The sequence below is a fragment of the Desulfobaculum sp. SPO524 genome (assembly GCF_044987625.1).
Lineage (GTDB): Bacteria > Desulfobacterota > Desulfovibrionia > Desulfovibrionales > Desulfovibrionaceae > Desulfobaculum.
In genome coordinates this window covers 156,698-171,213 of record NZ_JBJDSB010000006.1, presented here as the reverse complement: position 1 = coordinate 171,213, position 14,516 = coordinate 156,698, and the positions used below count along the sequence as shown (strand labels likewise).

The window sequence follows — 14,516 nt, the reverse complement described above, 5'->3', positions numbered from 1 at the left end:
CCACGTGGCGGAGGAGTCGTCAGCACCCATGGCCCAGCGGGTGGCCCTGCTGGACGCCGTTCTGCTTGGGGACGTTGAGCAGGCCCTGCGGCGCGCTGACGCCCTTGTGGCCAGCGGCCATGCCACAGCGCGGGATATGAACACCCGTGCGGCGCTGCTGCTGCGTCTTGGCCGCCCCAAAGCCGCCTTGCATGATGCCACCGCCGCGTGCCGCGCGCAGCCGGGCGTCACGGGCTATCACATTAACCGCGCTCTTGCCCTGTTCGGCCTCCACCGCTTTGACGAGTGCCGCGACGCGTGCGACGCCGCCCTTACCCGGAATTCGCGTAGCGCTTCCGCGCTGCTTATCCGGGGCCGGGCGTGGCTGGCGGCTGGTGAAGCAGGCCTTGCGGCCGAGGATTTCAGCGCCGCCATCACCTACGCGCCGGATGCGGCGGCGGGGTACGCCAGCCGTGGCCGGGCCAACCTTGCCCTTGGTCTCAATGCCGAGGCCTGCCGCGACCTGCGCGCCGCAACGGACCGCGCGCCGGACCAGAGCGGGACGTGGAATAATCTTGGAGTGGCGCTGCTGCGTTGTGACCGTGTGGCGCAGGCCGACGCCGCGCTGACGCGCGCCATCACTCTTGAGCCGGGGGTGGCCCGGTACTACTACAACCGCGCCCGTGTCCGCGAGGCGGCTGGCGATATGCCCGGCGCGGAAAACGACTACACCCGCGCCGTGGCCCGCATGCCGTCACTTGGCGAAGCCTATGTGAACCGGGGGGTGCTGCGTCTTGGTGGCGGGGCACGGGACAAGGGTATGGCCGACCTGCGCCGCGCGTGCGAGCTTGGGCTGTGTACGCAGTACGAGGCCTATAAGGCCAAGCTGTAATGCCGGAGGGCTAGGCGCCTCCAACGTAGGGCAGGCGGCGCCCAAGGCTAATCCCGCGCGGGGTGACCGTGGCCACATAGGGCCAAATTTCCACGCCGCGCTCCGCCGCCATATGCAGCAGCCGCGCAAATTCCGGGTCGATGAAGTCCGCCGGGCCAAAGCACGAGGCGTCATCGCGCTGGATGAGATAAAAGCACGCCACACGGATGCCTTGCCCGGCAAGGGACATCAGCTCGCGCAGGTGCTTTTGCCCGCGTGTGGTCACCGCATCCGGGAACACCGCCACGTCATCCTCCACAAGGGTGACATTTTTGGCCTCCACGTACAGCGCGCCCTGCGGCCCATCAAGGCGCGCATCAAGGCGCGAATCCCCAATGGTGGACTCCGCGCGGAACTCGGTATACCCCGCCGTTTCCGGCAAAACTCCCGCATAAAATGCCGCCTTGAGCAGGCGGTTTGGCGTCAGGGTATTCACGCCCACGCGTGTGCCGTGAAAGTCCATCGTCTCCAGCGTGTACTTGAGCTTGCGGTTCGGGTTGGCCGCAGGGGACAGCAAAACCTCCGCCCCCGGACGCAGCAGACCCAGCATGCTGCCGGAATTGTTGGTGTGCGCCCATACGGATGCGCCGTCCACGTCGGCCTCCACGCTAAAGCGTTTGACGCGGCGGATGAACCGGCCGGTGAGGCAGTCCTCGGGAAAGGGAAGAAGAGGGGGGTGTGATGTTGGCATACAGGCCCTTGTGCTCCGCGCCATGGCAAAGGTCAAGGCGCGCCCGGGGCGGGCTGACGGCTTTCATTTCATGGGAAATTCCACTACAACCGGGGAGACGAACAGCGGCTGAGGGGAGTTGGTATTCTCTTTTGTTGTGATACAGGTGGTTTATGAGACTTTCGAAGAAAATTGCACAGGTCAAGCCGTCCGCGACGCTGGCCGTGAGCAGTAAGGCCATGGAACTGCGCGCTCAGGGGCGCGAGATTGTCAGCCTGTCCGTTGGGGAACCGGACTTCGCGACGCCGCAGCATATTTGCGATGCCGCCAAGAAGGCCGTGGACGACGGGATGACGCGCTATACGCAGGTTCCGGGCATCCCGGCCCTGCGCGAAGCTGTCGCAGAGTATTTCAATTCGTACTACGGAACGTCCGCAGGGGCGGACAGCACCATCGTGACCAACGGCGGCAAGCAGGCGCTCTATAACCTGCTGCAATGCCTGCTCGATCCCGGCGACGAGGTGCTCATCCCCGGGCCGTACTGGGTCAGCTATCCCGCTATGGTGGAGCTGGCCGACGGCGTGCCCGTTGTGGTGGGCGCTCCGGCCTCGCAGGGCTTTAAGCTGACGCCCGAGGATTTGGACCGGGCGGCCACGCCCCGCACGCGCGCGCTCATCCTGAACTCGCCGTCCAACCCCACGGGCGTTGCGTACACCGAGGCCGAGCTCACCGCCATTGCGCAGTGGGCGGTGTCTCGCGGGGTGTTCGTCATTTCCGACGAAATCTACGACCGCCTCGTTTACGCCCCGGCAGAACCGGTGAGCCTTGCCCCCTTTTGGGAGCAGCACCCCGAATCCGTGGCCGTAGTGAACGGTCTGTCCAAGAGCTTCGCCATGACGGGCTGGCGCGTGGGCTTCACCCTTGCGCATCCTGACCTCGTCAAAGCCATGTCCAAGGTGCAGAGCCAGAGCACGTCCAACGTGTGCTCCATTGCCCAGCATGCGGCCCTTGCGGCGCTCACCGGACCGCGCGAAATGCTTGGGGATATGTGCGACGCCTTTGCCCGCCGCCGCGACAAGGCCATGGACGTTGTGGCATCGTGGCCCGGCGTTGTGTGCCCGCGTCCGGATGGCGCGTTCTACATCTTCCCGGACGTGAGCGCGCTGTACTGCGACAGGTTCAAAAATTCCACGGAGCTGTGCACCCTGCTTCTGGAAGAGGCTGGAGTTGCCGCCGTGCCCGGTGCGGCCTTTGGTGACGACGCCTGCGTGCGCTTCTCCTACGCCCTTGACGACGACACCGTCGTGGACGCCCTCACCCGCGTGGGGCGCGTGCTGACGGGAAAATAGTGTTATGGCGCGCCCTTTGGCGGCGCGTGTGGTTTCGGCCCGGCCGGGACCGTTGATGTTTTGGCGGACGCGGCCTGCGCCTGTGGCGGGCCGCGCCTGCCGCCATGGCGAGAGCCGCTTGTGGTTGCCGCGGCGTATGGTGGCCGCATCTGTCTACGCTCCAAAGTGTTTCAGATGGTTGTGATTCAACGCATGTCATATGTATGGGCCTGATGGTTCAGGCCTGCTATTCGGGCCAGCCCCGGCGGAGGAAAACGAGTGAACGCCCAACGTACCGATATCGGCGCCGCGCCGTTCAAACTGGCGAAGTTCCTGTCATGGGGTTCGCTGGCGCTCATTCTTGCGTCCGGGCTGTTTTTGTCCGTCATCATGGCCAACTACGCGCGCCAGACCCTGCTCACCAAGCAGCAGGAATTTGCCCACCTGCTCGCCGAAAATATCAACCACCAAGTTTTTCAGCGGTTCACCGTGCCGACGCTTCTGCGCTTTCGGCATATTGAGCTCTCCAATCCCGAGCAATACCGGCAGCTTGAGAACGTCATCAGGGAAACAATCCATGGGCAGCACGTTTTTGAGTTCCGCATCTACGACAACGAAGAGGTCGTCTCCTTTTCCCTGAACAAGGACGTTGTGGGGCGGCGGGATTTGGCCGGGGCCGCTGTACGTCAGGCCTTCAATAAGCTGGAGCACAGCTTTGAGGTCATAAGCCGCGTACCACCGTGGCAAGCCATGTTCGACTTTGACATGCAGCCCAAAAGTGTGGTGCTGCGCATGGTTTATCCCCTGCGTACCGAGCGCAGTCTCTTTCCGGGTGGGCCATCGGGGCAGACCATGGGTATCCTTGAATTCACACAGGATATCACTGACGATTACAAGACCGTCATCAGCTTTCAGTGGCTGATTATCTTCACGGCCATTGTGTCGTCCCTTGTCCTGTTCCTTGTGCTGCTGGCGATGATTCACAAGGCCGACGAGCTTAACGCCCAGCGCGTGGCCGAGCGTGAAAAGCTGGAGCGCGAACTCCACCAAGCCGAAAAGCTCGCCAGCATGGGCCGCGTTGTGGCGGGCATTGCCCACGAAATCCGCAACCCCCTCGGCATCATCCAGTCCAGCGCGGAATTTTTGCTCAAGAAGGCCAGCACCGAGCAAAGTCCCTCCTCCACGCGCATGCTTGAGGTCATGAACGACGAAATCCGCCGCCTCGGCCAGACCGTCAACGACTTCCTCGACTACGCGCGGCCCAAGAATCCGCGTATGGAAAAGGTGGATATCGGCAGTGTGCTTGGGCAGGCCGTGGCCTTTTTGGAGCACGAATGCCGCGAGCGCGGCGTTGCCGTGGTGAAGGATGTGCCCGAGGGCCTTCTCGTGCGCGGCGACAAGGACCTGCTCTACCGCGCCGTATACAACATCATCGGCAACGCGCTGCAGGCCGTGGCCGACGGCGGCAAGGTCTCCGTTGTGGCGCGTCCCATTCAGCGCGGCGTGCGCGTCGCCATTACCGACAACGGTCCGGGATTCTCGGAAGAAGTCCTGGAAAAGGCCACAGACCCCTTCTATACCACCAAGCACAATGGCACCGGACTCGGGCTGGCCATCGTGACCAACATTCTGGCCAGCCACAACGCCGACTTTCAGCTCGAAAACGCCGAAAGCGGCGGTGCCCGCGTGGTCATCGTTTTTCCCGCCGCCTAACGCAGCGCGTCCGGCAGCATGCAGATTTCATTCACGTTTCAGTTCAGCAAGGTGACAGGCAACAATGGCGCATAATATTCTCGTACTCGACGATGAACGGAACTATCTGGTCGTACTCGAAGCCCTCCTCGACGAGGCGGGGTACAACGTCACCGCGCTATCCGATCCGGAACTGGCCCTGACCTATCTGGAGGAGTCCGAAGTGGACGTCCTCATTACGGATATGAAGATGCCCAAGCTCTCCGGCAACGAGGTTCTGGAGCACGTGCACCGGAATTATCCCCATATTCCCGTGCTGATCATGACCGCCTTCGGCAGTATTGAGTCCGCCGTTGAGGCCATGCGCATCGGCGCCTTCGACTACATCACCAAGCCCTTTTCCAATGAGGAGCTGCTTCTCTCCATTGCCAAGGCCACGCAGCTTGCCGACATGCACCGCAGCAACCGCCTGCTGCGCGAGAACCTCGAAGAGCGCTACGGCCTGCACAACATCATCGGCAAGTCCAAGGCCATGCACCAAGTGCTCGACATGGTGGACAAAGCCGCGCCCACACGCAGTACCGTACTCATCGAAGGCGAATCCGGCACCGGTAAGGAGCTTGTCGCCCGCGCCATCCACTTCGCCTCGCCGCGAAAGGACGCGCCCTTCGTCTCCGTCAACTGCATGGCCCTCGCCCCCGGTGTTTTGGAAAGTGAGCTTTTCGGCCACGAAAAAGGCTCCTTCTCCGGCGCCGTCGCCAGCCGCCGTGGCCGTTTCGAGCTCGCCAACGGCGGCACCCTGTTTCTCGACGAAATAGGCGAACTCACTCCCGAGTTGCAGGTGAAACTTCTGCGCGTGCTGCAGGAACGCAAGTTCGAGCGCGTCGGCGGCTCCGCCGAGATAGAAGTGGACATTCGCATCGTGGCCGCCACCAATGTGGACCTTGCCAAGGCCGTGCAGGACGGCACCTTCCGCGAGGACCTCTATTATCGCCTCAACGTGGTGCGCATACAGATGCCCCCCCTGCGCGAGCGTCGCGAGGACATTCCGCTCCTCGCCGCACATTTTCTGCAGAAATACGCCTCGGAAAATGAAAAGGATTTGCAAGGCTTCTCCTCCGAAGCCCTCAACTACATCTCCGGCTACGAGTGGCCCGGCAACGTGCGCCAGTTGCAAAACGTCATCGAGCGCTGCGTCGTCCTCACCTCCGGCGACACCATCGCTGTGGACGACCTCCCCGCAGAAGTGCGTGACGAAGAATCGCAGTTTAAAGGCGCCGTCGACCTGCTCCCCTCGCGTCTCAACCTCAGCGACACCCTCGAAAAAATCGAGGCCGCCCTCGTCCGCCGCGCCCTCGCCCGTAACGACTTCGTCAAAGTAAAAGCCGCCGAAGCCCTTGGCATTTCCAAGTCGCTTTTGCAGTACAAGCTGAAGAAGTACGGCATCACCGGGCAGAAGTAGGGCGGCACATGGCGCCGTGGTGCGTTGTGTTGCGGTGGGGGCGGTGGTGCGTGGCTGGATGAGGCGAAGGCGCATACGGTTTTGTGCTCCGCAGGCTTAAGGGCCGAGGGCCCTTAAGAATCCCATGTGCGCACAGACCGGGTGCCGTGAAAAAGACAATCGTCACCCCTGACGACTCTCGTCCGCGTGGAGGGGAAGAGTTTTTTGGGGGGCGTTGCGCCTTGGGCGCGGCGGTGAGAATCCCTGTTTGGGAAATGATGGGGCCGTATTACGACTGTAATACGGCTTTGTTTTTTCTATGATTCCCGAAGGAAGGGGAGAGGTGAGGAATGTGCGTTCCGTAAAAAGAGTTCACCGAGTCGCGTGAGTCCATTCCCCAGCGCGAAGCACTGAATCCCAAAGCATTCGAACGCTTCCAAGCGTTCAGAGCGGCCTAGCCCGTGCCGCGCGCCGCCACGCGCCCACCGCGAACATCCGCGCAAAGCACCCGGCCAGCCCGCCGCCATCCTTCCCCATCTCCAACCTCATTTCCAACACTCCCCAACCACCATCCCTCCGCGCGAAGCACGGAATCTCAAAGCATTCGAACGCTTCCAAGCGTTCAGAGCGGCCTAGCCCGTGCCGTACGCCGCCACACGCCCACCGCGAACATCCGCGCACAGCACTCGGTCAGCCCGCCGCCATCCTTCCCCATCTCCAACCTCATTCCCAAACTCCCCCAACCACCATCCCTCCGCGCGAAGCACGGAAACCCAAAGCATTCGGACGCTTCCAAGCGTTCAGAGCGGCCCAGCCCGTGCCGCGCGCCGCCACACGCCCACCGCGAACATCCGCGCACAGCACTCGGTCAGCCCGCCGCCATCCTTCCTCATCTCCAACCTCATTCCCAAACTCCCCAACCACCATCCCTCCGCGCGAAGCACGGAATCTCAAAGCATTCGAACGCTTCCAAGCGTCCAGAGCGGCCTAGCCCGTGCCGCGCGCCGCCACACGCCCACCGCGAACATCCGCGCAAAGCACTCGGTCAGCCCGCCGCCATCCTTCCCCATCTCCAACCTCATTCCCAAACTCCCCAACCACCATCCCTCCGCGCGAAGCACGGAATCTCAAAGCATTCGAACGCTTCCAAGCGTTCAGAGCGGCCCAGCCCGTGCCGCGCGCCGCCACACGCCCACCACCAACTCACGCGCACAGCACCCGGTCAGCCCGCCGCCCATAGCGTAAAAAATCACGCCCGAGACCGCTTCGTGTCCACCTCCATCATCCATCCGGCTCCGGCTGGAGGGGGGCGGGTGTCCAGAGGGTGCGGGGGGAATCCTGCAAGGTTCCCCCATCACCCTTTGGCCGTCGGAGACACGGCGACAACATACAGAAATACCAACGAAAGCACCTCTCGGCCCCGCCAACACAGCGCACCACCACCAAAGCCGCCTTTCTTCGACATCGAAAGCACCTCTTGGCCCCGCCACCACAACGCCACACCACCAAGACCTTTTCCTCGTCCTCCTCTCTTCTTCCTCTTCTTTCTCTTCCTGATTTCCGCATTCCCTCTCTTCCCCTCTCCCCCCCCCTCCTTACAACCCCACTTCAACCAAAAACCTTAATACCGTTCAAATTCGCCAGCCTTCTCCCCTTGTTCCAACGATGCCACGCGCCCTGCTTCAAGCGTGTTGTTCCTTGCGCCATTCACATGAAAATAACTCATGGAGCGTTTCAGGATTGTGGCTTTGGACGAAAGAGAAGCGGCGGTTGTGGCCAGTCGTTCCGAGGCGGAGGCGTTCTCTTGGATGACGGCGTCGAGATCATGGAGCGTATCAGTGACTTGAGTGACCCCTGCGCTTTGTTCTGTGGCGGCGGCAGATATCTCCTGAATGAGGTCGGCGGTGCTTTGGATGTCGGGGACCATTTGTTCGAGGAGCCGCCCGGCCTCTTCCGCGACGCTGACGCTACTGCTGGACAGCTCGGAGATGCCTGCGGCGGCTGTGCCGGAACGTTCGGCGAGTTTGCGGACTTCTGCGGCGACCACGGCGAAGCCCTTGCCTGCCTCACCCGCTCGGGCGGCCTCAATGGCGGCGTTGAGGGCGAGCAGGTTGGTTTGCCTCGCGATGTCCTCAATGATGGTGATTTCCTCTGCAATTTTCTTCATGGCTTCTACGGTGCGCTTGACCGTATCGCCGCCTGTCTGCGCATTTTGGGCGGCCTGTGAAGCAATGGACTCTGTCTTGCCCGCGATCTCGGCAGATTGCTTGAGCGAGCCGGACATTTCCTCCATGCTGGCGGAAACCTCCTGAAGTCCGGCGGCTTGTCGTGTTGCCCCTTGCGACAGAGTTTCGCTGGAAGAGGCAAGCGTGCTGCACTCGTCGGCGACGTCTGCTGCGACGTCTTGGGCGTCGCTGATGGTGTCGGTCAGTTTGTCTTGCATGGTGTGCATGGCCCTGAAGATGGTTCCCATTTCGTCCGAACGTTCTGCGACGCGGGCGGATTGCAGGTTGCCGGAGGCAATCTGTGTGGCGATGTGGGCGCAGTCGCGCACGGGGAGCATGACTGCGCGTTGGAGCACAAAGAGAATAATGACGATGGGCACCGCGACCAGAATGGCGATAATTCCGGCCATGGCCCACATAACGGTGCTGACCATGGCGAGCTGGGTCGAAATATCCATGGCCATGACGATGGAGCCTATAACGTTGCCGCGGTAGTCTTTGACAGGAAGGGCCCCGAGGGCGGAAGCGCCCTTGAGCGCGACGTGGGTCGTTTTCATGCCCTGAGCGAGAAAGTCGGCGGTTGTCAGGTTTTGCACCTCGGTGTTGTCCTTGCCGTAGACGAGAACATATTTGCCGTCGCGCAGGGGATTGCGTTCCGGATTCTGGAGTCTTGTGGTGATGGGCAGAAGGGCGGCGTCCATATAGAGTTGGGTGCGGATGTGCTTGGAGGATTCAAGAGCCTGCAAAACGCTGGCAAAACCAATAAGCACTTCCACGGAACCAAGGTGGGTGCCGTCTGGTGAGGTGACGGGCGCAAGGCCGCGAATGGTGAAGCCGCCGCGACCTGGCTCAATGCCTTGAAGGGGGGCCTTTGTTGTGTTGACGTCGATGACCGTGTTGCGGAATGTGGACAAATCATCCGAAATGTCGACCCATTGGCCGTTTTGTTTGGCCTGTTTGTCGCGCCAGACGCGTACAAGACTGCGTGCCGTCGGTAAGTGAAAGTGCGCGCGAAAGGAGGTGCCGACGATGGATTTGTAGCCATTAAGTATGGAGGCGAGAGAGCGGCGGAGTTCTTCACGCGCTTGTTGCGCAAATGGGTCCTTGGGTGCGTCCATATTCCCTTGATGGGCAATCTCGAAGGCACGCACCACCGCGGGCATTTGGCTGAAGAGGGCGGCTTGCTGAAGGGCGTTGTGGGACATTTGGGCGATGGATTGTTGTGCGTCATCCATTTTGCCTTGGAGCGTCAGAGAAACGAAGGATTTCTCCAGTTTGTTGAACTGACTGCTCAACACCAGATAACCGGAAATTGCCATAAGTAAGGCCACCATCAAGAGGGGAGCCAGCATCTTTACACGTATCCCCATTGCGCTCTCCTTGGCTTATGCGTTGCGTATTGGTCGGGCGCTTGCTGCAGCACACCAATCCTTCATATTAAGCCCCAGACGGGCGAAAAAGTCCACGCCTAGCAGGGTGAACAACGCATGCCCCGCCGGACCCAAGAGCGCGGTACGCTTGTGCTGCCGGTGGATGGAGAAAAACCACTTGACTTCCCCCACCCCCTCCTTCATAACCACTCGGCATCCGGACAACCCGGACCGCCAGCGCGTCCCCATCGTCTAGCTGGCCTAGGACGTCGGCCTCTCACGCCGATAACAGGGGTTCAAATCCCCTTGGGGACGCCACTTCGATACCAAAGCGGCCGACGCATTCTGCGTCGGCCGCTTTTTCTTTGCTTTCTCCCTCTTTCCCCTCAACCATCACCCCCCTCCAACACGAATCCCCAGCCGTGCCAGCCGCTCCAGCATGGCGTCCCTGTGGGTGCCGGGCCAGTAAATGCGCTGGCATGTCGGGCAGATGTGAAAGGTGGTATGGTATTTTTTGGTGAGCGGCTGAAGCCTGTGGAGGATGTCCGCCTTGGGGACGCGCTCAAGGGGTGTATTGCAGCGTAGGCAGCGCGTGAACGGGGTGAAGGGGCCAGTGAGGCCGAAGAGATGCAGCACCTCCAGCAGTTGATCGTCCGGCGCGGCGCTGCGGATGAGCCGGCCCCAGACGATGGCGGAGCGGTGGAGCAGGGCGCGGTCTCGTGTGAGGACGATGCGGCGTTCCTTTTCTGCGCGGCGGGCGATTTCATCGTCATCCCATACGTTGTCAAAGGCCGCGTCGCAGCCAAGCAGGCGCAGCAGGGTGCCCAGTTGGCGCACGTTCACGTCCACGATAAAGCGCACCCCCGGAAAGGGCGTGGGGTGGAGCGGATGGGGCGTGGTGACGTCCACGGGCGGGGCGAGGGGATGCACGTCGTAGACGGCTCCCGGCGCGAGGTGCGTGTCAAAACCGCAGGGCACGCCGGCCATAAGAATGCGCCCTACCTCGGTGTGCGGCACACCGACGGCTTCAATCTCGTCCTTGATGGCGGCGCTTCGGGCTGCTGGGACGGTGATTTCTCCGCGTGAGCGGGCCTCGCGCAGGCTGGAGAGTCCGGACAAGGCGCGGCGCGTGTTGCCGGGCTTCAGGAATTGCCGTATGTCACCGTGGAACCGAAAGACTGCGACAGGGTGTACCACTTCATCCCCGCTTGTTGTCGTCAAACATTCGAGTAGAGCCTGCCATGAATATCTATCTCATTGTCATTATTGGGTCCATGGTCCTTGGCTGGGCCGTGAATACGACTGTCTCCCGCCTGAATGCCGCCGCGCTGGACCCCACGGTGCCGCAGGAGTTTGCGGATGTTTTTGATGCGAAGGCCTATGCGTCGTCGCAGGAGTATACACGCGCCACGTCGCGGTATTCGCTGGTGGCGGATACCGTTGGGCTGGCGGCCATGGTTGCCTTTATCCTGCTTGGGGGCTTTCCGGCGGTGGACGCCGTCGCCCGCGCCGTTGGCGGCGGTCCCCTTGTGACGGGGCTGGTGTTCATGGGCATCCTGCTGGCCCTGAATGAGGTGCTGTTTGTTCCTTTTGCCCTGTACCGCACCTTTGTCCTTGAGGAGCGTTTTGGATTCAATACCACAACCTTTGCGACGTTCGCCATGGACAGGGCCAAGTCATGGCTGTTGACCGTTGCCATTGGTGGGCCCATTCTGGCGATGCTGTTGTGGTTCTTTACCACGGCGGGCGAGTTGGCGTGGCTGTGGGCGTGGGGCGCGCTGGTATGTGTGATGGTTGGCCTGCAGTATATTGCGCCAACGTTTATCCTGCCGCTGTTCAATACCTTTACCCCGCTGGAGCCGGGCCAGCTGCGCGACGCCATTGAATCCTACATCGACAAGGTAGGCTTTGAGTTGTCGGGCCTGTTCGTGATAGACGGCTCGCGTCGCTCGGCCAAATCCAACGCTTTTTTTACGGGCTTCGGCAAGCGCAAGCGCATTGCGCTGTTCGACACCCTCATCGACAAGCACACCCCGCGTGAGATTGTCGCCATTGTGGCGCACGAGGTGGGGCACAGCTCCCTTGGGCATGTGCGCCGCTTTCTTGTGGTGTCCATCATCAAGACGGGCGTGGTGTTTTGGCTAATGTCCTTTTTCCTGACGGACGCGGAGCTTGCCGGGGCGTTCGGCATGGCCCAGCCCACGGTGTATGCCGGGCTGGTGTTCTTTATGCTGCTGTATACGCCGGTGTCCCTTGTTTTGTCCGTGGCGGCGCAGGCTGTGTCGCGCCGTCATGAGTACGAGGCGGACCGCTTTGCCGCGCGCACCACGGGCGACCCGGAGGCCCTTGTCACCGCGCTGAAGACGCTGTCCGTGTCCAACCTGTCGAATTTAACGCCGCATCCGGCGTATGTGTTCGTCAACTATTCGCACCCGCCGGTGCTGGACCGCATCCGCGCTTTGCGGCGGCTGGCGGCGCAGGACGCGCCCCGGTCAGCCAGCGAACCGGCATAGAGGCGTCAGCAGGCACCAGACGCGGCGTTGACAAAATGTAATCATATCGTATTTCATGGTATCGGAGGATAACGCAATGCCGCGCAAAGTACGTTCTGTGCGGGTTCCTGAGGAACTCGGCACACTCGACCTGTCCGGACTTGTCCGGGAGTGCGAGAAATATCTGCGGGATCTCGAATCCGCGACCATGCTCAAGGTAGAGGGCAACCGCGAGGCCGCCGAAGCGCTCATCCGCTCCCGGCAGGCCGACCTTGGCCGCCGTATTGGCAAAAAGGTCTGGGAAGCGCGTGTCGAGTATGGCAAGACCCGCTCCGCAAAGACGGAAGACGACGAGTAGGCCGCACGCGGCCCGCTGTGAAGGACAGCCCCGGTTCCCATATGGGAGCCGGGGCTGTTTGCGTGTGAGGGGGGGGGCGAGCGGGAGAATCTGCGCGCGTTTTCTGAGGGAGCGGGGCCGGTTAGGGGCAGAAGCGGCGCTTCCATGACTGAAAGCAGATAAGGGTCCACAACTCCTTGCGCCTGTCGCGCCGCCCGGACATATGCTCGTCCACGATGGCGCGGACGGCCTTGGTGTTGAAGAGTGGCTCCGCCGCAAGGGCGCGGGGGGAAAGGGTGTCCTCCACCAGCGGGCGCAGGGGACCGCGAAGCCATGCGGCCAGCGGAATGCCGAAGCCCTTTTTGCCGCGCGCCGCAATGCTGCGGGGTACACGGTCACGCAGCAGGCGGCGCAGGATGACCTTGCTGGTCATGCCGCGCAGGCGGTGGCGCGGGGGCAGGGCGCAGGCAAAGGCGGCAAGGTCCGTGTCCAGAAATGGCGCGCGCACCTCCAGCGAATGGCTCATGGAGGCTTGATCCACCTTGGCGAGGATGTGCCCGGCCATGTAGTAGCGCAGGTAGAAATACGAGGCCATGTCGATATCGCTGGCAAAGTGGCGTGCGCCGCAGTCCGCGGCGAGGTCATCCAGCGGGTCAAAGCCCGCCACGGCGTCCTGTGCGTCCGGGTGCAGCAGGGGCTGTTGTTCCTCACGCAGGAAGGCGGAAAGCCACGCCTGCTGACGCTGACACCCGGTGTAGCCCATGCCCCGCAAAAAGCGCTGCACCTTGAAGACCAGCCCCATATTCCGCTCCGAGGCCGGGACGGCATACGCCGCGCGCGTAGCAAGGCGCATGAGGCCGCGCGGCAGGGCGTCCAGAAGCCGCGCCGGGGTCAGGGCGCGGAAGGGATCGTACCCGGCAAGAAGCTCGTCGCCGCCGTCGCCGCCAAGGGCCACGGTGACATGCTCGCGCGTGAAGGCGGAGAGCAGCGACGTGGGCAGGATGCTGGGGTCGGCCATGGGCTCGGACAGGCTGTCCAGCACGCCGGGAAGGATGTCCAGCATGGCCTGCGGCGTGAGCAGGCGCTCGTGATGCCGGGTGCCTATGGCTGAGGCCACGGCCCGTGCATGGGGGGACTCGTCAAAGCTCTGCTCCTTAAAGCCGATGGAGAAGGTGCGGATGTCCTGCGGCGGCAGGCACTCGGCCATCAGCGAGGTGATGGCGCTGGAGTCCAGCCCGCCGGAGAGGAAGATGCCAAGGGGCACGTCGCTCATCAGGCGCTTTTCCACGGCGGCTTTCAGCAGGCCCTCAAGGCGCGCGGTGGCTTCCGGCAGGGAGAGGTCCGCGTAGGCGTCCACAAAAGGCGGCTCAAAGTAGCGCTCAATGCGCGGCGTACCCCCGGACCAGAGGAGCATATGCCCCGCCGGAACCTTGGCCGCGCCCTCGATGATGGAGTGCGGCGCGGGGACGTACTCGTGCAGGAGGAACCGGGACAGGGAATGCACGTCGACCCGGCGGGGAATCTGGGGGGCGAGGAGTAGTGCGCCAAGCTCGGAGGCAAAGGCCAGCGATTGGTTATCCGCCCAGTAGTGGAGCGGCTTCTTGCCCCATCGGTCTCGGGCGAGAAGCAGTTCCCCGCGTGCGCAGTCCCACACCGCAAAGGCGAACATGCCGTCAAGGCGGCGCACGCAGTCCTTCCCCCATTCCTCATAGGCGTGGATGATGACTTCCGAGTCCGTGCGCGAGGCAAAATCGTGCCCCCGGTCCTCAAGGACGGGACGGATGGATTGGTGGTTGTAGATTTCGCCGTTGAAGGTGAGCCAGATGGTGCCGTCTTCGTTGCACATGGGCTGTGCGCCGCGTTCGGACAGGTCCACAATGGCAAGGCGGCGGTGCCCAAGCCCTGCGCTGGCGCGCCCGCCACCACCGGGCAGAATCCGTGTGCCGCGTCCGTCCGGTCCCCGGTGGGCAAGGGCGTCGGTCATGGCGTCAAGGACGGCGTCGTCCACCGGGCGGGCGTCTGCGTGCAGTATTCCGGCAATGCCGCACATA

General features: G+C 62.5%; 10 protein-coding genes and 1 tRNA gene. 7 read left to right on the top strand and 4 right to left on the bottom strand.

Annotated features, from left to right (window positions below; genetic code table 11):
* Nucleotides 1-28 precede the first annotated feature (28 nt).
* The gene (locus ACI3L3_RS16160; RefSeq protein ID WP_404846186.1) at nucleotides 29-871 is read left to right on the top strand and encodes a tetratricopeptide repeat protein; all 843 of its coding nucleotides are present in this window, start codon (nucleotides 29-31) and stop codon (nucleotides 869-871) included.
* A gap of 10 nt (nucleotides 872-881) precedes the next feature.
* On the opposite strand, the gene sfsA is transcribed toward ACI3L3_RS16160, so the two are convergent.
* The gene (gene sfsA, locus ACI3L3_RS16155) at nucleotides 882-1,601 is read right to left on the bottom strand and encodes a DNA/RNA nuclease SfsA (protein WP_404846185.1); all 720 of its coding nucleotides are present in this window, start codon (nucleotides 1,599-1,601) and stop codon (nucleotides 882-884) included.
* A gap of 152 nt (nucleotides 1,602-1,753) precedes the next feature.
* On the opposite strand from sfsA, the gene ACI3L3_RS16150 reads away from it, so the two are divergent.
* The 3 genes from ACI3L3_RS16150 to ACI3L3_RS16140 all read left to right on the top strand — a co-directional run bounded on the left by ACI3L3_RS16150 (nucleotide 1,754) and on the right by ACI3L3_RS16140 (nucleotide 6,062).
* Entirely contained in the window at nucleotides 1,754-2,929 is a 1,176-nt protein-coding gene (locus tag ACI3L3_RS16150; protein WP_404846184.1) for a pyridoxal phosphate-dependent aminotransferase, read from the top strand.
* A 258-nt stretch (nucleotides 2,930-3,187) separates the two neighbouring features.
* Nucleotides 3,188-4,621, top strand: a complete 1,434-nt coding sequence (locus tag ACI3L3_RS16145; RefSeq protein WP_404846183.1) for a sensor histidine kinase — start codon at nucleotides 3,188-3,190, stop codon at nucleotides 4,619-4,621.
* Between the two features lie 64 nt (nucleotides 4,622-4,685).
* The gene (locus ACI3L3_RS16140; protein WP_404846182.1) at nucleotides 4,686-6,062 is read left to right on the top strand and encodes a sigma-54-dependent transcriptional regulator; all 1,377 of its coding nucleotides are present in this window, start codon (nucleotides 4,686-4,688) and stop codon (nucleotides 6,060-6,062) included.
* A 1,600-nt stretch (nucleotides 6,063-7,662) separates the two neighbouring features.
* Here the strand turns inward: ACI3L3_RS16140 and ACI3L3_RS16135 are convergent.
* Nucleotides 7,663-9,618: a methyl-accepting chemotaxis protein gene (locus ACI3L3_RS16135; protein WP_404846181.1), complete on the bottom strand. Its 1,956-nt coding sequence runs from the start codon at nucleotides 9,616-9,618 to the stop codon at nucleotides 7,663-7,665.
* 259 nt (nucleotides 9,619-9,877) lie between these two features.
* Here ACI3L3_RS16135 and ACI3L3_RS16130 point away from each other — a divergent pair.
* A tRNA-Glu gene (locus ACI3L3_RS16130) sits at nucleotides 9,878-9,954 on the top strand.
* A 75-nt stretch (nucleotides 9,955-10,029) separates the two neighbouring features.
* Here the strand turns inward: ACI3L3_RS16130 and ACI3L3_RS16125 are convergent.
* Complete coding sequence (locus ACI3L3_RS16125; RefSeq protein ID WP_404846180.1) at nucleotides 10,030-10,833, bottom strand: Mut7-C RNAse domain-containing protein; 804 nt, start codon at nucleotides 10,831-10,833, stop codon at nucleotides 10,030-10,032.
* Between the two features lie 44 nt (nucleotides 10,834-10,877).
* Here ACI3L3_RS16125 and ACI3L3_RS16120 point away from each other — a divergent pair, with 44 nt between their 5' ends.
* On the top strand, nucleotides 10,878-12,149 hold the full coding sequence (locus tag ACI3L3_RS16120) for a M48 family metallopeptidase (protein WP_404846179.1): 1,272 nt from the start codon (nucleotides 10,878-10,880) through the stop codon (nucleotides 12,147-12,149).
* 76 nt (nucleotides 12,150-12,225) lie between these two features.
* Nucleotides 12,226-12,486: a hypothetical protein gene (locus tag ACI3L3_RS16115; protein WP_404846178.1), complete on the top strand. Its 261-nt coding sequence runs from the start codon at nucleotides 12,226-12,228 to the stop codon at nucleotides 12,484-12,486.
* A gap of 121 nt (nucleotides 12,487-12,607) precedes the next feature.
* Here the strand turns inward: ACI3L3_RS16115 and asnB are convergent, their stop codons facing one another.
* A complete protein-coding gene (gene asnB / locus ACI3L3_RS16110) occupies nucleotides 12,608-14,515 on the bottom strand; it encodes an asparagine synthase (glutamine-hydrolyzing) (protein ID WP_404846177.1) in 1,908 nt (635 codons plus the stop codon).
* Between the last annotated feature and the right edge of the window lies 1 nt (nucleotide 14,516).